The sequence below is a fragment of the Leifsonia sp. PARNA 1/14 genome, from assembly GCF_055720965.1.
This window is the reverse complement of the sequence record NZ_JBVQSP010000001.1, coordinates 796,295-815,658: the sequence shown is the minus strand read 5'-3', so window position 1 is coordinate 815,658 and position 19,364 is coordinate 796,295. Positions and strand designations below refer to the sequence as shown.

Genomic DNA, 19,364 nt, shown 5'->3' with positions numbered 1-19,364 from the left:
GGTGCGTCGCTCAGGCGGCGCACTCCACGCAGATCGGTCCGAGCTTGCTCTCGTGGTCGATCTGCGAGCGGTGCTTCACCAGGAAGCAGCTCACGCAGGTGAACTCATCAGCCTGAGGAGGCAGCACCACGACGTCGAGGTCGAGGTCCGACAGGTCGGCACCGGGGAGCTCGTAGCCGCCCGGGTTGTCGGCGTCCTCGACGTCGACGACACCAGACATCTTGTCCGGAACTCGCTCCTTGAGGGCCTCGATCGACTCGGAGTCGTCCTCGGTCTTCCGCGGTGCGTCGTAATCCGTTGCCATGCCCATCCACTTCTCGTCGTAACGGCCGATTCTCGCAATCGGCGGCCATAGTTTGCATCAATCCCCTGCGAATAGCAAAACCACGCAGGAGGCTCTCAGCGATTGCTCGGTGTTCAACTTCCGGCACGCCCGGGGTATTCCCCGTAAAGCCCCCGTTCTCGTGGCATTCTGGGCCGGAACGAACGCGAGCTCGGAAGGCATCACAATGCAGGATTTGAAGGTCATCGGGGTCGAGAACGGCGCGATCGTCGCCGTCGGCGACGACGGTGAGCGCTTCCGCATCGCCGTCGACGACACGCTGCAGTCGAAGATCCGGCAGGTGCGTCAGCAGGCATCGGTCGAAACACCCAAACTCTCGCCGCGCGAGATCCAGGCGCACATCCGGTCCGGGATGTCGGCCGAGGACGTCGCCGCAGTCACCGGAGCACCGCTGGACTACGTCCAGCGCTTCGAGGGCCCGATCGTCGCCGAGCGCGAGCACGTCGTCGCGAGCGCCCTCAGCGTGCCCGTGCGCACCGCGGCCGAGGTCGACCCGCTGGGCGACCCCGACACCTTCGGGTCGGTCATCCGTGACCGCCTGGCCTCCCTCGGCGTGGCCGGCGAGCGCTGGGCGAGCTGGAAGGACGAGGAGACCGGCTGGATCGTCAAGCTGGAGTTCACGGCCGATGAGATCGACCACGACGCCCGCTGGAGCTACGACCTCCGCAAGCACGCCCTCGCTCCGCTGAACTCCGAGGCCACGACGCTCTCCCAGGCCGGCGAGCTGCGCGGCGGAGCGCTCATCCCCCGGCTGCGCGCCGTGCTGCCGCACGAGGGCGAGCCGGACACCTCCCGCTTCGACAGCGGAGCCTTCACCTTCCCCGCGCCCGGAGTCGACCTGCTCGGCCCCGAGGTGACGCAGCCGCTCGAACCGCTGGAGCCGCACGCTCCGGGGCGCGCCAGCAATTCCATCGCCGTCTCGGCGATCAACCGCGCCGAAGAGACGCCGCGCGACCTCCACCAGACCGCCGACCTGTTGGAGGCTCTGCGCCGCCGACGGGGCGAGCGCGAGTCCGCGACCTATGACGACCGGACGCCACCGCGCACCGAACTGCCGGATCGCCGCGAGCACAGTCGACCCGAGGCCGGACCCGCAGAGCCCGAGCAGCCCACGCTCCTCGACCCGCTGCCGTTCCGGCTCGTGGAGGAGAGCATCACGATCGTCGAGGAGTTCGCGCCCGCGCCCGCGCCGGAGCGGCCCACGAATCCTCCGGCTCCTGCGCCCGCCCAGCAGGAGCAGGCGCCCGCCACGAGCGGCCGCCGCAAGGGCCGTGCCGCGATGCCGAGCTGGGACGAAATCGTATTCGGCGCACGCACGGACGACGACCTGGCCTGAATCGCGCGCGCCTTCGTGCCGCTGCGGGTCAGGCCGCCGCGCCGAACCGCAGCAGCGGGACGCGCGTCTCCTCCACCGTGAGCGAGCCGTGCTGCCCGATCATGCTGCGCCCGGTGCGTTGCGGGTCGCGCGAGTCGTAGTAGGCGATGCGCTTGCGGGCGGCGACGAGCACGTCCCCGATCCGGGGCGCCACCTCCGGGTCGACCGACGGTCCGAACCAGCCGGCCGCGATCGCCTCGTCGCGCGTCGCGATCCACGACCGGCCGCCCTCGACCGCATTCCAGCGGGCGGCGACCTCCTCGGCGGTCGTGCCGTCGCCGATATAGAGGTGCAGCAGTCGCGGTTCGCCGGCGATCTCGTCGACGCCTTCCAGCAGCTCCGGCGCCGTGTCGTAGAGCACGTGTCCGCTCTCCGGGACATCGACGATCCCGTGGTCGGCCGTCACCAGCACGCCGTGGGCCGGGCCGAGGGAGGCCGCCAGCTGGGCGACCAGGCCATCGAGCGTCTCGAGCTCCGCAGTCCAGCGCGGCGACTCCCAACCGCGCGCGTGAGCCGCCTGGTCGAGCTCCGCGACATAGAGGTAGGTGAGCCCGGGATCCGGTGTGCGGAGGATCGCCCGCACGGCGTCGAACCGGTCGGCCATCGTGCGGCCGGCGATGAACTCGGCCCCGCGGAGGACGGCGTGGGTGAATCCGGAGTCGGCGTAGGCCGGCACCCCGACCGCATAAGCGGCGACCCCCTCGGCCGATGCCTTCTCGAACACCGTCTGCGAGCGCTGCCAGGTGGCCGGGTCCATCCGCTCGTCCCAGCCGTTCAGCTGGTTCGTGAGCCGCCCCGCGTCGTCGCGTACCCGGTAGCCGACGAGGCCGTGCTCTCCGGGCGTCGTGCCGGTCGTGAGCGTCGCGAGCGCGGCGGCCGTCGTGGTGGGGAACCCCGCGTCGATCGTGGTCGCCTTGCCGAGGCGCGGGGCCAGAGTGCGCGCGTGGCCCTCGCGGGCCCGCAGAGCGGCGGCGCCGAGGCCGTCGACCACGACCACGACCACGTGCTGCAGAGGGCGGAGCCCGAGCGCGTTCTGCTGCCCCTGCACCGCTGCGAGGCAACTCGGCAGAACCGTGGCGAGGCTCGCCGGGGTGGTGAACGCGGCCGGTAGCATGGGGGGCATCCGGCCCAGTCTGTCACAGCTGGACGGACGGGAGCCGTCGAACCCGCGCCTCCTGCCGCCCCACCACCGAATGCACGAATGACACCAGCAGACGATCAGGCCCGGACTACAGAACGCATCGAAGACGTCGACGTCACGACGGAGATGCAGGGGTCGTTCCTCGAGTACGCGTACTCGGTCATCTACTCGCGCGCCCTCCCCGACGCCCGGGACGGTCTGAAGCCCGTGCAGCGCCGCATCCTCTACATGATGACCGAGATGGGCCTGCGGCCCGACCGCGGTCACGTGAAGTCCGCGCGCGTCACCGGCGAGGTGATGGGAAAGCTGCACCCGCACGGCGACAGCGCCATCTACGACGCCCTGGTGCGCATGGCGCAAGACTTCACACTTCGCGTCCCGCTGGTCGACGGCCACGGCAACTTCGGCTCGCTCGACGACGGCCCCGCGGCCGCCCGCTACACGGAGGCCCGGCTCGCCGCCGCCGCGCTCGCGCTGACAGAGGATCTCGACGAGGACGTCGTCGACTTCGTCCCCAATTACGACAACCAGCTGCTGCAGCCGGACGTGCTGCCTGCGGCCTTCCCGAACCTCCTCGTCAACGGCGCGAGCGGTATCGCGGTCGGCATGGCCACCAACATGGCCCCGCACAACCTCGTGGAGGTCGTCGGCGCCGCGCGGCACCTGCTGGCCAACCCGGAGGCGACGCTCGACGAGCTGATGGACTACGTCCCCGGCCCCGACCTCCCGAGCGGCGGCACCATCGCCGGACTCGCCGGCGTGCGCGACGCCTACGCCACCGGTCGGGGCAGCTTCCGGATGCGCGCCAAGGTGTCCGTCGAGTCGATCACCGCCCGCAAGAGCGGCCTGGTGGTCACCGAGCTGCCGTACATGGTCGGCCCCGAGAAGGTCATCGAGAAGATCAAAGACGGTGTCAACGCCAAGAAGCTGAACGGCATCTCCGACGTCACCGACCTGTCCGACCGGCAGCACGGCCTCCGTCTCGTCATCGGCATCAAGACCGGCTTCAGCCCGGAGGCCGTGCTCGAGCAGCTGTACCGTCACACACCGCTCGAAGAGGGCTTCGCGATCAACAACGTCGCCCTCGTCGCCGGCGGCCCGCAGACCCTGGGCCTGCGTGAGCTGCTGCGCGTCTACCTCGACCACCGCATCCGTGTCGTCACCCGGCGCTCGGAGTTCCGGCTGGCCCGGCGTAAGGAACGCCTGCACCTGGTCGAGGGACTCCTCGTCGCGATCCTCGACATCGACGAGGTCATCCAGGTCATCCGCACCTCCGACGACACCGACGCCGCGCGCACCCGCCTGCAGCAGGTCTTCGACCTGAGCACCCTGCAGGCCGACTACATCCTCGAGCTGCGCCTGCGCCGACTGACGCGGTTCTCGCGCATCGAGCTCGAGACCGAGCGCGACCAGTTGCAGGCCGAGATCGCAGAGCTGGAGGAGCTCCTCGCCAGCCGTGCGCGCATCGACGCGCTCGTGGGCGACGAGCTGGAGCAGGTCGCCGCGAAGTTCGGCACCCCGCGCCGCACACTGCTCACCGAGGCCAAGCCGTCGATCGCCGGGGCCGGCTCCCGCAGCAAGGCCATGACCGTCCAGCTGGAGGTCGCGGACGTCCCCTGCCGCGTGTACCTGTCGACCACGGGTCGCATCCTCCGCGTCGACGCCGGCGCCGAGGGCGAGGGGCTGGACCGCATCCAGCCTCCCGCGCGCCGCAGCAAGCACGACGCGATCCTCTCCCGGCTCGACACCACGAGCCGTAGTGAGATCGGCGCGATCACCGACCGCGGCCGCCTCATCCGGTTCTCTCCGGTCGATCTCCCTGCCGCACCGCTCAACTCGGTGCAGCTCGGGGCCGGGGTCAAGGTGGCCGACTACCTCGCTCTGGCCGACCGCAAGGAGCGCGTGCTCGCGGTCGTCTCGCTCGAGTCGCCGCTGCCGATCGCGCTCGGCACCCTGCAGGGCGTCGTCAAGCGCGTCACCCCGGGCGACTGGGCCAACAAGCCGGACTTCGAGGTCATCACGCTGAAGGCCGGCGACGCCGTGGTCGGCGCCGTGCAGACCTCCGACGACGCCGAGCTCGTGTTCGTGGCGAGCGACTCGCAACTGCTTCGGTTCGGCGCGAAGTCGGTCCGCCCGCAGGGCCGTTCGGCGGGCGGCATGGCGGGTATCAATCTCGCCGCCGACGCGCGCGTGGTGTTCTTCGGAGCGGTGGAGGCCGCGGAGCGCGACCAGGCGGAGGTCGTCACGATCGCCGTCAGCGACCAGACCCTGCCCGGCGCCGACCCGGGCAGCGGCAAGGTGAGCGATTTCGGCGAGTTCCCGGCCAAGGGCCGAGCCACCGGCGGTGTGCGTTCGCAACGTTTCCTCAAGGGTGAGACCGAGCTCTCGCTCGCCTGGGTGGGAGCCTCCCCGGCGCTCGCGGTCGGACCCGACGGCGCGGCGCGTGTGCTTCCCGAGGGCGGTGCCCGCCGCGACGGCTCCGGCACGCCTCTCGACATGGTCGTGGGCTCCATCGGCCGTCGCCTGGCCTAGCCGCAGACGGAGGACTTCCGGCCGTCTACCCGGCGCGCCTCCAGCTAACGGAGGAGATCGAGCCAGATCTGGCCGGAATCTCCTCCGTTACCGGCTCTCCGGTGGGATGAGGGAGCGGACCTCCTCCGTTACCGGCTACGCGTCGATGCGGGCGCGGCTGAGGTCGTCGGCCCCCGCGATGATGAACTCCTTGCGCGGAGCCACGTCGTTGCCCATCAGCAGCTCGAACACCCGGTTCGCGGCCTCCGCGTCCGAGACCCGCACGCGGCGCAGTGTCCGGTGCGTGCGGTCCATGGTCGTCGTCGCCAACTGGTCCGCGTCCATCTCACCGAGGCCCTTGTAGCGCTGGATCGGCTCCTGGTACTTCTTGCCGCGCTTCTTCAGGTCTGCGAGCACCGCCTGCAGCTCGGCCTCCGAGTAGGTGTAGATCGTCTCGTTGGGCTTCGACCCCGGGTTCACCACGATCACGCGGTGAAGTGGAGGCACGGCCGCGAACACGCGCCCCTCCTCGATCATCGGGCGCATGTACCGGAAGAACAGCGTCAGCAGCAGGGTACGGATGTGCGCCCCGTCGACGTCGGCGTCCGACATGATGATGACCTTGCCGTAGCGGGCGGAGCCCAGCTCGAACGACCGGCCGGAGCCCGCACCGATCACCTGGATGATCGCCGCGCACTCGGCGTTCGACAGCATGTCGGACACCGAGGCCTTCTGCACGTTGAGGATCTTGCCGCGGATGGGCAGCAGCGCCTGGTACTCGCTGTCGCGGGCGCGACGCGCGGTGCCGAGCGCCGAGTCGCCCTCCACGATGAACAGCTCGCTGTTGGCGACGTCGCTCGATCGGCAATCGACGAGCTTCGCGGGGAGCGAGGAGGTCTCCAGTGCGTTCTTGCGACGCTGCGTCTCCTTGTGCGCCCGCGCGGAGATCCGCGACTTCATCTCGGCGACGACCTTGTCGAGCACCAGCGCCGACTGCGTCTTGTCGTCGCGCTTCGACGACGAGAAGCGCTCGGCGAGAGTCTTCTGGATCACGTTGGCGACGATGGTCCGCACCGCCGGGGTGCCGAGCACCTCCTTGGTCTGGCCCTCGAACTGCGGCTCGGGGAGGCGCACCGTGAGCACCGCGGTGAGGCCGGCCATCACGTCGTCCTTCTCGAGCTTGTCCGTGCCCGCCTTGAGGCGACGTGCGTTCTGCTCCACCTGCTGGCGCAGGAACTTCAGGAGGCCCTGGTCGAAACCGGTCTGGTGGCTGCCGCCCTTCGGCGTCGCGATGATGTTGACGAAGGACCGCATCACGGTGTCGTAGCCCGTCCCCCAGCGCAGCGCGATGTCGACCTGGCATTCGCGCTTGAGCTCGGTCGGCACCATCGCTCCGCTGTCGGACAGCACCGGCACCGTCTCGGTGAAGTGGCCCTCGCCGGTGAGCCGCCAGGTCTCGGTGATCGGGCTGTCGGGAGCGAGGAAGTCCACGAACTCCGAGATACCGCCGTCGTAGCTGAAGGTGGTCCGCTCCCCCTCGGGCGAGCGCTTGTCGTCGATGGTGATGGCGAGGCCCGGCACCAGGAAAGCGGTCTGCCGCGCGCGGCCGATCAGGTCGTCGACCGAGAACTCCGCGCCCTTCGTGAAGACCTGGCGGTCGGCCCAGTAGCGGATGCGCGTGCCGGTCACCCCCTTGGCGACCTTGCCGGCGACGCGCAGCTCGCTGCCGCTCACGAACGGCGAGAAAGTGGCGTCGGGGCTCGGCGCGGCGGAGCCGTCGGCGAACACGCCGGGCTCGCCGCGGTGGAAGGACATCGCCCAGGTCTTGCCGTCGCGGTCGACCTCCACGTCGAGCCGCTCGGACAGCGCGTTGACGACAGACGCGCCGACGCCGTGGAGGCCGCCGGATGCCGCGTACGACCCGGTGCCGAACTTGCCGCCGGCGTGCAGCTTGGTGAACACGACCTCCACGCCGGTCAGGCCGGTCTTGGGCTCGACGTCGACGGGGATGCCGCGCGCGCTGTCGCGCACTTCGACGCTGTCGTCCGGGTGGAGGATGACCTCGATCGCCTCGCCGTGCCCGGCCAGCGCCTCGTCGACGGAGTTGTCGATGATCTCCCAGAGGCAGTGCATGAGGCCGCGCGAGTCGGTGGAGCCGATGTACATGCCGGGGCGCTTGCGCACCGCTTCCAGGCCCTCGAGCACCGAGAGGTGTCTCGCCGAATAGTCCGAGCTGGCCACGAGCGCTCCTTGTGTTCCGTGCATGTTCCGTGCGCGCCCGTTATGGATCGCAGGCGCTGTGCATCCTCCAGAGTAAGCGTTGCGCCGGGTGAACCCACGATCGACACCCGCGAGGCCGGAGGCTACGCGTTGAGCGAAATAGCAGCCAATACGCGCCTTGCAGCCGGGTTTACGTGGTTCTATAGAGATACCGAGTTCACCGGTTGCGACGGAAAGGAGCATCACATGTCTACTATCACCTCGGAGAACGGTGCGGTTGACGAGCTCGAGTCGGGGCCGCAACTGACGGCCGCGGACCGCTGCGACAGCTGTGGCGCTCAGGCGTACATCCGCGTCGTCGTCAACAACGGCGAACTCCTCTTCTGCGCCCACCACGGCAAGAAGCACCAGGAGAAGCTCTCGCAGATCGCGCACAGCTGGCACGACGAGACCGCGCGTCTCTTCGAAGAGCAGCGCGCCTAGGTCTGCCGCGGGAACGCAGGCGAGCCTCGAGACGGAGCTGATCGGGCGATGGCAGGAGCCACCGGCGTGCGCAGACGCGCATTCGTCGACCTCGACGCCATCCGCTCGAACGCTTCGGAGGCGGCCAACGCACCCCTCCCCGACTGCACCGCCGACCTCCGCGCCGACGCGTACGGCCACGGACTCATCCCCGTGGCACGTGCGCTGACGGACGCGGGGGTCGGCGGTTTTCTCGTCTCCCGGGTGGAGGACGCTTCGGCCTTGGCCGATGAGGGCATCCCCGTCCCCGCCCACGTCGGATATCCTGCCGGGCGGCACGCCCGCGGCCCGGAGAACCTGCTCGGGCCCGAGCTCCTCGGTCTCGACGGCTCCCGGCCGACGGCGGCCGCCCTCCGGCTGACCGGCGAGATCATCGCCGTCAAGCGCGTGGGCGCCGACCGTGGCGTGTCGTACGGCTACACCTACCGCACCGAGCGGCCGAGCACGCTCGTGCTGGTCGCACTCGGCTACGCCGACGGCATCCTGCGGGTCGCGTCGAACAAGGCGCCCGTGCTTGTCGGCGAGACGACGGGGCGCATCACGGGCCGCATCGCGATGGACCAGTTCGTCGTCGACATCGGCGACGCCGGCGCAGCACCCGGTGACCCGGTCGTCCTCTTCGGCGACCCGGCGCGGGGCGAGCCCTCTGCGGCCGACTGGGAGGCCGCGCTCGGAGTCGCCGCGCCGGTCATCACGAGCCGGCTGGGCCGGCGCATCGAACGGGTCTACGCGCCGTGACCGGCGAAGACGACGACAGATTGAGGAGCGCGAGCGCATGACCATCGTGGACGCGATCGCCGAACCGCTCCCCCGCGCGGTCATCGATCTGGCGGCCCTCCGCCGCAACGTGGCGCACCTGACCAGCCTGATCGCCCCGGCGCAGACCATGCTCGCCGTGAAGGCCGACGCATACGGCCACGGGCTGATCCCGATCGCGGAGGCCGGGCTGGAGGCCGGCGCGACCTCCCTTGCGGTGCTGGAGGTGTCGGCGGGGCTCGTGCTGCGCAGCGCGGGTGTCACCGTGCCGCTGCTCGCGTGGCTGCACGGCCACGACACCGACTGGCGCACTGCGATCGAGGCAGACATCGAACTCGGCATCTCCGCGATCTGGCAGCTGGAGGCGATCGCGGAGGCCGGCGCCGACAGGCCGGCGGTGGTGCACCTCAAGGTCGACACCGGACTCAGCCGCAACGGCGCCACCCGCGAGGAGTGGCCGCACCTGATCGACGCCGCCCTCGACCTGGAGCGTCGCGGGATCGTGCGGATCCGTGCCGCGTGGTCGCATCTGGCCGACGCCTCCATCGCCGACGACGAGGCTGCACTCGTGGAGTTCCGCAGCGCCGTCGCCGAGGCGGAGCAGCGTGGCGCCCGGTTCGAGGTGTTGCATCTGGCGGCGAGCTCGGCGGGCATCCGCATGCCGGAGGCGCGCTTCGACCTCGTGCGGTTCGGCATCGCCGCCTACGGTTTCTCGCCGTTCGACGACACCGCGGGCGCCGAACTGGGACTGGAGCCCGTGATGCGCCTCGAGGCTCCGGTCACCGAGGTGCATGTCGGCGGCACGACCCGGGCGCGACTGGCGATCGGTTTCGGCGACGGGGTGCCGACGCTCGGCATCGCCAAGACCTCGGTCCTGCTGGGCGGCCACCGCTGCCCCGTGATCGACGTGGAGGTCGACTCGATGATCGTCGACGCCCGCTCCGCCCGGGTGAACGTGGGCGACACAGCCGTGTTGTTCGGAACCGGTCGTTCCGGTGACGTCACCGCGGAGAAGTACGCCGACTGGGCCGAGACCATCGCCGACGAGATGGTCACCGGCGTCGGCTCGCGCGTCCCCCGCGTCTACGTGAACTGACGACCGCCGAGGGGTGTCAGAGCGCGACGCTGAGGCGCTCGGCGATCGCCCGGCGCGCGTTGGTCGCGTAGCGGTCGACGCGCTCGGTCTGCGTGACCGGCGGCAGTTCGCCGCGCAGCGCCATCTGCAGCAGGCGGTCGGCCAGTGCGGGGTTCATCGGCAGCACGGGACCGTGCAGGTGCGTCCCGATCGCGCTGCCGACGACGACGCCCTCGGTGCGGTCGCCGTTGCCGAAGCCGCTCACGACGTCGCCGAGCGGCTCGCCGCCGTCCAGCTTCGTCGTCGCGGAGTGGTTCTCGAACCCGGCGAGGGTGAGGCCGTCGCGCGTCTTGACGACGACCTCGGCCACGTGACGACGCGATCCCAGCGCTGCCCGCGTGGGAAAGACGCCCGCGCCCGCGATGGTCTCGCCCTCCGGTGTCTCGATCTCGGTGCCGAGCAACTGCCAGCCGCCGGCGATCGCGAGGATCGGAACGCCCGCATCCCGCCACTGCCGCAGCTGAGGAGCGATGCGCGCGACGTCGCCGGCGACGGCGCGCTGCGACGAGAGCGGCCCGGAGCCGATGTGCACGATGTCGACGCTGGTCGGCAGCTCGCCGCCCGGCGCGTGCGACACGACCTCGGCGTCCACGCCGCGCCAGCGGGCGCGCTCGGCCAGCGCGAGAACGTTGCCGGCGTCGCCGTTGATCCCGAGCTCGCGCGGGTAGAGGTGGAGGATGCGCAGAACGGTCATGCGGCTCCGCCTTCCAGGTCGAGGAAGCCCAGCTGCTTGCGGATCGCCATCATCTGCTCGTAATTCACGATCATCGTCTTGGTGCCGCGCGCGGGCTTCGGCAGGGCGAGGAACGCCTGCAGGGCCGGCCTGAGCTCGGGCATCACCTGGTCGACCTCAATGCCGGCGTAGGCGAATCGGGTGGCGAACTGCCAGGCTTTCGTGCCCGACACGATGTCGACGTGCTCCAGCTTGGAGAGGTCGATGTCGTACACCCAGGACGGGTCGGGCGTGCCCTCGTCGACGGAGACGAACACCTGCTCGGGACTGTGGCTCAGGTAGTCGAGGTTGAGCTGCAGGCTCGGCGGGTTCTTCATCATGATGATCTCGATGTCCTCGTCGCCCACCCGCAGTGTCTCACCGCGACCGTAGACCGTGCGGAGCGAACTCATCGCCGCGACCACGGCCTCCGGGCGGAAGTCATCGCCCAGGACCCGGCGGGCCGTCGCCGTCGCCCCGGCCGCGTCGACCGCGTAGTGGAGACCGCGCGCAGGGAGACCGATGCGGACGGACTCGCCGCCGATGGTCAGCTGCGCGCTCTGGGTCTCCAGCTTGCTGACGAACACCGCCGGCACCGGCAATGCTCCCGCCGCCGCACCGGAGAAGTCCGTGACGTTGGCGAGGCCGTTCGGAGAGGACTCGATGATCGCGGGAGCGACCGCGAACGTCGTGACGTCCCGCTCCTCGGCCGCGAGCTCCGCCCCGATCCGCGCGAGACTGTCGTCGTCGGCGTTCACCACGACGAACTCGCCCGATCGCTCCGCGATGGTGCGGAGCATCCCGATCACGCGGGTGGGCTCGAAGAACCGGTTGAGCTGGTCGATCTGCACGTTGAGCAGCAGAGAGCCGCGCGGCTTGAGCACCGTCGCCAGGTCGACACCGTACGCCTCGTCGACCTCGATGACGCCGACGTCGCCGCGCACGTACCCGTCGAGCGGCACGTCCGCCAGCAGGGCGGAGGCGATGCCCTGCGGGAGATTGCCTCCGGACGGGTTCGTGAAGACGTTCAGCCCGTGCTCACGCAGGATCGCCGTGAGCATGTTCGTCGTGGTCGACTTTCCGTTCGACCCGGAGACGAAGACCACGCCGAGCGGGAGGCGGCTGACCGCGCGCTCGAGGAACTTCGGCGCGATCGCGAGCGCGACACGCCCCGGCACCGCAGAGCCGCCTCCCCGCAGGCGCAGAAGCCGGCGGGCGAGGCGGCCGGCGATGACCGCCAGTCGGTAGCGCACCTTACTCGAGGTAGTCGCGCAGCGACTGCGAGCGGGACGGGTGGCGGAGCTTCGCCATCGTCTTCGACTCGATCTGACGGATGCGCTCACGCGTCACGCCGAAGGTGTCGCCTATCTGGTCGAGCGTCTTCGGCATACCGTCGCCCAGGCCGAAGCGCATGCGGATCACGCCCGCCTCGCGCTCGGACAGGGAGTCGAGGAGGCTCTCCAGCTGCTTCTGCAGCATGGTGAAGCCGACCGCGTCGGCCGGGACGACCGCCTCGGTGTCCTCGATCAGGTCGCCGAACTCGCTGTCGCCGTCCTCACCGAGCGGCGTGTGCAGCGAAATGGGCTCGCGACCGTACTTCTGGACCTCGATGACCTTCTCCGGGGTCATGTCGAGTTCCTTCGACAGCTCTTCCGGGGTGGGCTCGCGGCCCAGGTCCTGCAGCATCTGGCGCTGCACGCGCGCCAGCTTGTTGATGACCTCCACCATGTGCACCGGGATGCGGATGGTGCGGGCCTGGTCGGCCATCGCGCGCGTGATCGCCTGACGGATCCACCAGGTGGCGTAGGTCGAGAACTTGAAGCCCTTGGTGTAGTCGAACTTCTCGACGGCACGGATCAGGCCCAGGTTGCCTTCCTGAATGAGGTCGAGGAACTGCATGCCGCGGCCGGTGTAGCGCTTGGCGAGGCTGACCACGAGGCGCAGGTTCGCGCCGAGCAGGTGGCTCTTGGCGCGCTGGCCGTCGCGGGCGACCCAGCGCAGCTCGCGCTCGAGCTCCTTGGGCATGTTCGGCGTGTTCGCAAGCTTGTCCTCCGCGAACAGGCCGGCCTCGATACGCATCGCGAGCTCGACCTCCTCTGCGGCGTTCAGCAGCGGGACCTTGCCGATCTGCTTCAGGTAGTCCTTGACCGGGTCGGCCGTCGCGCCGGTGATCGTCGTCGAGTAGACCGGGACGTCGTCGTCCTCGTCGACCGCGCGGAGCACGAGGGCGTCGGTGGGCAGCGGGGCGTCGGCAGCGGCCTGCACGGCCGCGCTCTCGCCCTTGGGGCCGGACTCCTCGGAGTCGTCGCCCTCGTCGCCTTCGGTCTCCTCGGAGTCCGCGGCGTCGTCACTCTCGGCGGCGTCGTCCTCGTCGATCTGGACCTCGGCGTCGTCGTCGAGCTCTTCGTCGTCGTCGCCCTTGGCGGCCTTCTTGGTGGTCGCCTTCTTCGCGGGCGCTTTGGCGGCCTTCTTGGCCGCAGGCTTCTTCGTCGCGGTCCCCTCAGCCGCGGCGACCTCGTCGATTTCTTCTACGCTGTCGGCCTCGCGGGCCTTCGTAGCTGCACGGGTTGCCATGTGCCTACCTTTCATACAAAGCTGGCTTTCATACCGGGCGGAGGGCTGTGGTGCGCCGACCGGGCGCCGGACTGAGGTCGCGTGCGGACATTACTAAGACCCATGTCAAGTACTGGGTGTAATGCGACGGGCGCCATCAAGCGCTCCGACCCCAGGACATGAACGGGTCCAGGTATCAATTATTGCACGTTATCGCCAGGCTCCCGACCACTTCGCCTCCGCCAAACGTCTACGAGTGCAACCCACAGAGGCCCTACTTCTATTCCCTCGTCCTCCGCCAGCCGCCGACGGGTGCGGCGGCGTGCCCGCACCAGGAAGACCGCGCCGATCCCGACGATCACGTACTGCACGGCGAATGCCCAGCGGAAGGAGTCGAGCGCATACAGCCCCGCGGTGGTGTGGGCGGTGTTCTGGGCGTCGAGAGCGACGCCGATGAGGAACATCATCACGAAGCTGGCGAGGAACCCGCCCACGTTCACGATGCCGTTGGCGGAACCGAGACTGTGCAGCGGGTTCGACGTGCGCGCGAAGTCGAAGCCGATCAGCGAGCCGGGTCCGCCGATCCCGATCGCCACCAGCAGCAGGATCAGCAGCCAGAGCGGAGGCGTTCCCGGCCACAGCAGCACCACAGCCCACACCAGGCCCATCATCGCGACGATCCCGAGTACCAGATTGCTGCGCCGCAGCGGGAAGCGCGCGGTCAGCAGCCCGAGGATCGGTCCGGCGATCAGTCCGGCAGCGACCGCCACGATGAGGAGGCCGCTGGCCTCCGCCGGGTCGATGCCCAGTGCGAACACCATGAACGGCAGTCCCCACATCAGGCTGAAGACGGTGCCGGAGGACTGGGTCGTGAAGTGCGACCAGAAGCCGAGCTGGGTGCCGGGCCGCGCGAGGCTGATGCGCAGCTGCCGGATCGACTCCGGCCAGGTCGCGGGGCGCGGCCCCTCGCTCGATCCCGCCGGCCGGTCGCGAATGGCGGCGAGGATGCCGATGAGGGCGACGACCGACAGCGACGCCGCGCTCAAGAACGCGGTCGTCCAGCCCGACAGGTGCAGCAGGAGGGCGAAGGGGACGGCGGACAGCACCTGGCCGAGCTGGCCGATGTTGCCGATCCACTGTGAGAGCTGAGGGACCAGCTTGCCGCGGAACCAGGAGTTCACCAGCCGCATCAAGGACGTGAAGACCGTGGCGTCGCCCGCCCCGACGAGGATGCGGCCGACGATCGCCAGCGTGATGGTCGGTGCGAAGGCGACGGTGACCTGACCGACCACCATCAGGGCGGTGCCGGCGATCATGAGCGCACGGGAGCCCACCCGGTCGATGAGGACGCCGACGGGCACCTGCATGGCCGCGTACACGATGAGCTGCACGACGGCGAGCGATGAGAGTACGGCGGCCGAGACGTGGAACCGCTCGGTGGCCGCGACGCCGGCCACTCCGATGCTCGTGCGCTGCATGACGGCGACGAGATACGCGAACACCCCGATCCCGAAGATGACCCAGGACCGCCGCGAATTCACCCCACGATCCTATGCCCGGGCCGACGCTCCCCCCTCACCGGAGGTGGGTCGCAGAGTATCAGTGGCGGTCGCCGCGCGGGTTCTCGTCGTCGCCATGGCGGCGGAAGGCGAGGAAGTTCTCCAACTCGGCGGCGATCTCGTCGGCGCTCGGCAGCTCCCCGTCGCGGTCGGTGAGCGGCGAGCGCAGCTGGGTGTCCTCCATGTAGCTGTCGTGTCGCTCCTCCAGCGTGCCGACCAGCTTGCCGAGCTCGGCGTTGCCTGCGACCTGCTCGTCGATGTTCGCGACGAACTCCCGGTCCTCTTCACGGAGGCGGTCGGTGGGGAAGATGAGCCCGGTCGCGGCGCTGATGCTCTCGAGCCCGGCGATCGCGGCAGCAGGGTACTCGGTGTCGGCCAAGTAGTGCGGGATCAGGAGGACGAACCCTGCGATCGGGTAGGACAGCTGCTGCAGCCGGAACTCGAGGAGGTGGAGGGCATTGCCCGGCACCTGGGTCTGCGGCTTCCAGATCGACATGGCCTCGATCAGGTCGCTGCGGTTGCCGCTGACGGTCACGCCGATCGGGCGCGTGTGCGGCACCGGCATCGGAATGGCGTGAACCCAGGTCACGCTCTTGACCTTGAAGCGGTCGATGAGGCCGAGGACCGCGTCCGTGAACGCCTCCCAGCGGAAGTCGGGCTCGAATCCCGAGAGGAAGAGGAACGGCTGGCGGAGCTCGTCGTAGACGAGGTGCAGGCGCAGCGTCGACGGCTGGTAGTCGGCGAGGTGGTCCTGATCGAAGTAGATGATCGGTCGACGCGCGCGATAGTCGAGGAGGATGTCGGCGTCGAAGGTCGCGACGATCTCGCTGTCGAGCGTGCCGAGCAGATACGTTCCCAGCTGGCTGACCCCGGAGCCGGCGTCGGCGAACCCGGTGAGCCCCGCGATCAGCGGAAGGCCCTCCGGCACCTCCAGTGCCGGGTTCAGCTCGTACAGTTCGCGGGGGTCTCGCATATCTCAACTCTAGGCCGAGCTCCCTGCCCGGACCCTGCGGCCGGACCCCCTCGCAGCACGCCCACAGCGAACAGGCGGCATCCGTGAGGACATGGTCGGCAACGGCTAATGTCGAGACATGACCGCTCCCTCACTGCGCCTCTCGTCTGCTCCCTCATCCGACGCCGCCGTCCTGGTCCTCGCGGCGCGCACCGGTTCCGACGGCGTCACCGTGGTCTCCCCGGGCGCACGAGACGGGCTCGCCGGCGAACTGGCCGGGGTCGGCTTCGGCGGAGGAAAGGACGAGCTGGTGCGCCTCCCGGGCGTCGCGGGAGGTCCCGGACTCGCGGTCGTCGGCCTCCCCGAGCCGGTCGACGAGGACGCCCTCCGGTATGCGGCGGGAACGGCGATCCGGCAGCTCGCAGGCGTCGGTCACGTCGCCCTCGACCTCCCGACCGCCGACGACGCCCAACTCGGCGCGGTGCTCGAAGGCGCGGCGCTCGGCGCCTACGCCTTCACCGAGTACCGCACGGCGAGCCGCGCGGGGGTGAAGGCGCCGGTCGAGACGATCGAGGCGATCGGGTCGTCCAGCGACGGTGACGCGCTCGTCGCCCGCGCCCGAGCGGTGTCGGGCGCCGCCTCCCTCGTCAAGGACCTGGTCAACACTCCCCCGCTCGACCTCTACCCCGCGTCCTTCGCCGCCCGGGTCGAGGAGGCCGTGGAGGGTCTTCCCGTCACGGTCGAGGTCTGGGACGAGCGCCGCCTCGCCGCCGAAGGGTTCGGCGGCATCCTGGGCGTCGGCCAGGGGTCGACGCGTCCGCCGCGGCTGGTGAAGGTCGACTATGCGCCGGCCGGCGCCGCGAAGCACCTCGCGCTGGTCGGCAAGGGCATCACGTTCGACTCGGGCGGCCTCTCGCTCAAGCCGGCCTCCGGCATGGTCGGGATGAAGTACGACATGACCGGCGCCGCCACGGTGCTGGCCGTCGCCCTCGCTGCCGCGCGACTGGCGCTGCCCGTGCACGTCACCGCGTGGCTCTGCCTCGCCGAGAACATGCCCTCCGGATCGGCGATCCGGCCCAACGACGTGCTGCGCATCCGTGGGGGCCGCACCGTCGAGGTGCTCAACACCGACGCCGAAGGCCGGCTCGTGCTCGCGGACGGTCTCGTCGCCGCCGGCGAGGAGCACCCCGACGCGATCGTCGACGTCGCAACGCTCACCGGCGCCGCAATGGTCGCGCTGGGCACCCGCTACGCGGCCGTGATGGGCAGCGACGACCTGGTGGGCGACGTCCTCGCCGCCGCCAAGGCCTCCGGCGAGCTGCTCTGGCCGATGCCGCTCGCGAGCGAGCTGCGCGCGACCATCAACTCCGACGTCGCCGACATCGCCAACGCCAACCCGGGCGTCACCGCCGGCGGGATGCTGCTGGCCGGCGTGTTCCTGCAGGAGTTCATCGGCCGCACCGGCGACGAGGAGGACGCCCCGCGCATCCCGTGGGCGCACCTCGACATCGCCGGCCCGGCCAAGGGACCGTCGGCGCCGTACGGATTCACCGGCAAGGGACCGTCCGCCGTGAGCGTACGTGCGCTCATCCGTTTGGCCGAGGACTTTTCCCAGAGGTAGTAGGGTCGTATGGGCGGGAAAATCCTGCCCATGCAAACCTGCCTCGAGCCACCCCTCGGGGCAGGATCGTGTCACGAATCCTGATGCACGCGAGGGAGTAGCTGGGTGTCTGAGCAGAACTTTGACATTGTGGTGCTCGGCGGTGGGAGTGGAGGCTACGCAGCAGCGCTGCGTGCGGCCGAACTCGGTTTCACCGTCGGCATGATCGAGAAGGACAAGGTCGGCGGCACCTGCCTGCACCGCGGCTGCATCCCCACCAAGGCGCTGCTTCACGCGGCCGAGGTCGCGGACTACTCGCGCGAGTCGGCGAAGTACGGCATCATCACCCAGCTGCAGGGCGTCGACATCAACGGCGTGACCGAGTACCGCCAGGGCATCATCGCCAAGAAGTACAAGGGCCTTCAGGGCCTGGTGAAGGCCCGCGGCATCACCGTCATCGAGGGTGAGGGCCGCCTCACCTCCCCGACCACCGTGCAGGTCGGCGACGACACCATCGTCGGCAAGAACGTCATCCTCGCCACCGGCTCCTACTCGCGCAGCCTTCCGGGCCTCGAGATCGGCGGCCGCGTGATCACGAGCGAGCAGGCTCTCGAGCTCGACTTCGTGCCCAAGAAGGTCGCCGTGCTCGGCGGCGGCGTGATCGGCGTCGAGTTCGCCAGCGTCTGGAAGTCCTTCGGCGCCGAGGTGACCATCATCGAGGCTCTGCCGCACCTGGTCCCCAACGAGGACGAGGCGATCAGCAAGTCGCTCGAGCGCGCGTTCCGCCGCCGCGGCATCGACTACCGTCTCGGCGTCCGCTTCTCCGGCGTGACCCAGAACGAGAACGGCGTCGTCGTCTCGCTCGAAGACGGCAGCAGCGTCGAGGCCGAGCTCCTGCTCGTCGCCGTCGGCCGCGGCCCGCTCACACAGGGCATGGGCTACGACGAGGTCGGCGTCACACTCGACCGCGGCTTCGTCATCACCGACGAGCGCCTCCAGACCAACATCCCCGGCGTCTACGCCGTCGGCGACATCGTCCCCGGCCTGCAGCTCGCGCACCGCGGCTTCCAGCAGGGCATCTTCGTGGCCGAGGAGATCGCGGGCCTCAACCCGATCGTCGTCCCCGACGTCAACATCCCCAAGGTCACCTACTGCGACCCGGAGGTCGCCTCCATCGGCCTCACCGAGGCCAAGGCGGTCGAGCAGTACGGCACCGACTCGGTCACGAGCTATGACTACAGCCTGGCCGGCAACGGCAAGAGCGAGATCATCGGCACCAGCGGCTCGGTCAAGGTCGTGCGCGTCAACGAGGGCCCCGTCGTCGGCGTACACATGATCGGCGCGCGCGTCGGCGAGCTCATCGGCGAGGCGCAGCTGGTCGTGAACTGGGAGGCGTACCCGGAGGACATCGCCCCGTTCGTCCACGCGCACCCGACGCAGAACGAGTCGCTGGGCGAGGCATTCCTGTACCTCGCGGGCAAGCCGCTGCACACCCTCTGAAGACGTCCGCCGCGCAAGCGGCTGCAATAAGCTACTGAACGATCAGGTTTTGAAGGAGAGAAGCTCATGAGCGAATCCGTCAGCCTCCCGGCACTCGGCGAGAGTGTCACGGAAGGCACGGTCACCCGCTGGCTGAAGAACGTTGGCGACCGTGTCGAGGTCGACGAGCCCTTGCTCGAAGTCTCGACCGACAAGGTCGACACCGAGATCCCCTCGCCCATCGCGGGCGTCATCGAGGCGATCCTGGTGCAGGAGGACGAGACCGTCGAGGTGGGCACCGCGCTCGTGACGATCGGCGACGGCTCCGGCGCCGGCTCGGCCCCCGAAGCCGCACCGGCTGCTGAAGCAGCCCCGGCCGAGGCCGCCGCTCCCGCGCAGGAGGCCGCACCCGCAGAGGCCGCCGCCCCGGCACAGGAGGCTGCTCCCGCACAGGAGGCTGCTCCCGCACAGGAGGCTGCTCCCGCACAGGAGGCTGCTCCCGCGTC

The 19,364-nt window shown here is 69.9% G+C and carries 16 protein-coding genes; 8 read left to right on the top strand and 8 right to left on the bottom strand.

The genetic code is table 11. The annotated features are described in order from the left end of the window. Positions 1 to 10: 10 nt before the first annotated feature. On the bottom strand, positions 11 to 304 hold the full coding sequence (locus AC0HS0_RS04090) for a DUF4193 domain-containing protein (protein WP_025155643.1): 294 nt from the start codon (positions 302 to 304) through the stop codon (positions 11 to 13). A 205-nt stretch (positions 305 to 509) separates the two neighbouring features. Here AC0HS0_RS04090 and sepH point away from each other — a divergent pair, with 205 nt between their 5' ends. Further along, a complete protein-coding gene (sepH, locus tag AC0HS0_RS04085) occupies positions 510 to 1,679 on the top strand; it encodes a septation protein SepH (protein WP_472961831.1) in 1,170 nt (389 codons plus the stop codon). A gap of 28 nt (positions 1,680 to 1,707) precedes the next feature. Here sepH and AC0HS0_RS04080 read toward each other — a convergent pair whose 3' ends face one another. Further along, positions 1,708 to 2,841: an alkaline phosphatase family protein gene (locus AC0HS0_RS04080; RefSeq protein ID WP_472961829.1), complete on the bottom strand. Its 1,134-nt coding sequence runs from the start codon at positions 2,839 to 2,841 to the stop codon at positions 1,708 to 1,710. A 78-nt stretch (positions 2,842 to 2,919) separates the two neighbouring features. On the opposite strand from AC0HS0_RS04080, the gene AC0HS0_RS04075 reads away from it, so the two are divergent. Continuing rightward, positions 2,920 to 5,391, top strand: coding sequence for a DNA gyrase/topoisomerase IV subunit A (locus AC0HS0_RS04075; RefSeq protein ID WP_472961827.1), 2,472 nt, complete (start codon positions 2,920 to 2,922; stop codon positions 5,389 to 5,391). A 135-nt stretch (positions 5,392 to 5,526) separates the two neighbouring features. On the opposite strand, the gene AC0HS0_RS04070 is transcribed toward AC0HS0_RS04075, so the two are convergent. Continuing rightward, positions 5,527 to 7,611 (bottom strand): DNA gyrase/topoisomerase IV subunit B, encoded by a 2,085-nt coding sequence (locus AC0HS0_RS04070; RefSeq protein WP_472961825.1) that lies wholly within the window; start codon positions 7,609 to 7,611, stop codon positions 5,527 to 5,529. Between the two features lie 225 nt (positions 7,612 to 7,836). On the opposite strand from AC0HS0_RS04070, the gene AC0HS0_RS04065 reads away from it, so the two are divergent. The 3 genes from AC0HS0_RS04065 (at position 7,837) to alr (ending at position 9,964) form a co-directional block, all read left to right on the top strand. Then, the gene (locus AC0HS0_RS04065) at positions 7,837 to 8,073 is read left to right on the top strand and encodes a DUF7455 domain-containing protein (protein ID WP_055915732.1); all 237 of its coding nucleotides are present in this window, start codon (positions 7,837 to 7,839) and stop codon (positions 8,071 to 8,073) included. Positions 8,074 to 8,139: 66 nt separating this feature from the next. Then, positions 8,140 to 8,850, top strand: coding sequence for an alanine racemase (locus AC0HS0_RS04060; RefSeq protein ID WP_472961824.1), 711 nt, complete (start codon positions 8,140 to 8,142; stop codon positions 8,848 to 8,850). A 37-nt stretch (positions 8,851 to 8,887) separates the two neighbouring features. Then, entirely contained in the window at positions 8,888 to 9,964 is a 1,077-nt protein-coding gene (gene alr, locus AC0HS0_RS04055) for an alanine racemase (protein WP_472961823.1), read from the top strand. 16 nt (positions 9,965 to 9,980) lie between these two features. Here alr and AC0HS0_RS04050 read toward each other — a convergent pair whose 3' ends face one another. The 5 genes from AC0HS0_RS04050 to AC0HS0_RS04030 all read right to left on the bottom strand — a co-directional run bounded on the left by AC0HS0_RS04050 (position 9,981) and on the right by AC0HS0_RS04030 (position 15,800). Further along, positions 9,981 to 10,697: a type 1 glutamine amidotransferase gene (locus AC0HS0_RS04050; protein ID WP_472961822.1), complete on the bottom strand. Its 717-nt coding sequence runs from the start codon at positions 10,695 to 10,697 to the stop codon at positions 9,981 to 9,983. Further along, on the bottom strand, positions 10,694 to 11,968 hold the full coding sequence (locus AC0HS0_RS04045) for a MurT ligase domain-containing protein (RefSeq protein ID WP_472961820.1): 1,275 nt from the start codon (positions 11,966 to 11,968) through the stop codon (positions 10,694 to 10,696). The genes AC0HS0_RS04050 and AC0HS0_RS04045 overlap by 4 nt, the downstream gene beginning before the upstream one ends. A gap of 1 nt (position 11,969) precedes the next feature. Then, positions 11,970 to 13,289 carry an RNA polymerase sigma factor gene (locus AC0HS0_RS04040; protein ID WP_472961818.1) on the bottom strand — a complete coding sequence of 440 codons (1,320 nt, stop codon included), beginning with the start codon at positions 13,287 to 13,289 and terminating at the stop codon, positions 11,970 to 11,972. 179 nt (positions 13,290 to 13,468) lie between these two features. Then, entirely contained in the window at positions 13,469 to 14,809 is a 1,341-nt protein-coding gene (locus AC0HS0_RS04035; protein WP_472961816.1) for an MFS transporter, read from the bottom strand. A gap of 58 nt (positions 14,810 to 14,867) precedes the next feature. Further along, positions 14,868 to 15,800, bottom strand: coding sequence for a proteasome assembly chaperone family protein (locus AC0HS0_RS04030; protein ID WP_472961814.1), 933 nt, complete (start codon positions 15,798 to 15,800; stop codon positions 14,868 to 14,870). A 118-nt stretch (positions 15,801 to 15,918) separates the two neighbouring features. On the opposite strand from AC0HS0_RS04030, the gene AC0HS0_RS04025 reads away from it, so the two are divergent. From AC0HS0_RS04025 to AC0HS0_RS04015, 3 genes are all read left to right on the top strand, one after another. Further along, the gene (locus tag AC0HS0_RS04025; protein WP_472961813.1) at positions 15,919 to 17,400 is read left to right on the top strand and encodes a leucyl aminopeptidase; all 1,482 of its coding nucleotides are present in this window, start codon (positions 15,919 to 15,921) and stop codon (positions 17,398 to 17,400) included. 105 nt (positions 17,401 to 17,505) lie between these two features. Next, positions 17,506 to 18,879, top strand: coding sequence for a dihydrolipoyl dehydrogenase (lpdA, locus tag AC0HS0_RS04020; protein ID WP_472961811.1), 1,374 nt, complete (start codon positions 17,506 to 17,508; stop codon positions 18,877 to 18,879). 66 nt (positions 18,880 to 18,945) lie between these two features. Next, positions 18,946 to 19,364, top strand: a 419-nt coding sequence (locus tag AC0HS0_RS04015) for a biotin/lipoyl-containing protein (RefSeq protein WP_472961810.1), incomplete at its 3' end; no start/stop codon positions are given.

What these genes read in the sequence shown, in the direction of transcription:
- AC0HS0_RS04090 (WP_025155643.1), bottom strand. Translation starts at nt 304, where the DNA reads ATGGCAACGGATTACGACGCACCGCGGAAGACCGAGGACGACTCCGAG.
- sepH (WP_472961831.1), top strand. Translation starts at nt 510, where the DNA reads ATGCAGGATTTGAAGGTCATCGGGGTCGAGAACGGCGCGATCGTCGCC.
- AC0HS0_RS04080 (WP_472961829.1), bottom strand. Translation starts at nt 2,841, where the DNA reads ATGCCCCCCATGCTACCGGCCGCGTTCACCACCCCGGCGAGCCTCGCC.
- AC0HS0_RS04075 (WP_472961827.1), top strand. Translation starts at nt 2,920, where the DNA reads ATGACACCAGCAGACGATCAGGCCCGGACTACAGAACGCATCGAAGAC.
- AC0HS0_RS04065 (WP_055915732.1), top strand. Translation starts at nt 7,837, where the DNA reads ATGTCTACTATCACCTCGGAGAACGGTGCGGTTGACGAGCTCGAGTCG.
- alr (WP_472961823.1), top strand. Translation starts at nt 8,888, where the DNA reads ATGACCATCGTGGACGCGATCGCCGAACCGCTCCCCCGCGCGGTCATC.
- AC0HS0_RS04050 (WP_472961822.1), bottom strand. Translation starts at nt 10,697, where the DNA reads ATGACCGTTCTGCGCATCCTCCACCTCTACCCGCGCGAGCTCGGGATC.
- AC0HS0_RS04040 (WP_472961818.1), bottom strand. Translation starts at nt 13,289, where the DNA reads ATGGCAACCCGTGCAGCTACGAAGGCCCGCGAGGCCGACAGCGTAGAA.
- AC0HS0_RS04030 (WP_472961814.1), bottom strand. Translation starts at nt 15,800, where the DNA reads ATGCGAGACCCCCGCGAACTGTACGAGCTGAACCCGGCACTGGAGGTG.
- AC0HS0_RS04025 (WP_472961813.1), top strand. Translation starts at nt 15,919, where the DNA reads ATGACCGCTCCCTCACTGCGCCTCTCGTCTGCTCCCTCATCCGACGCC.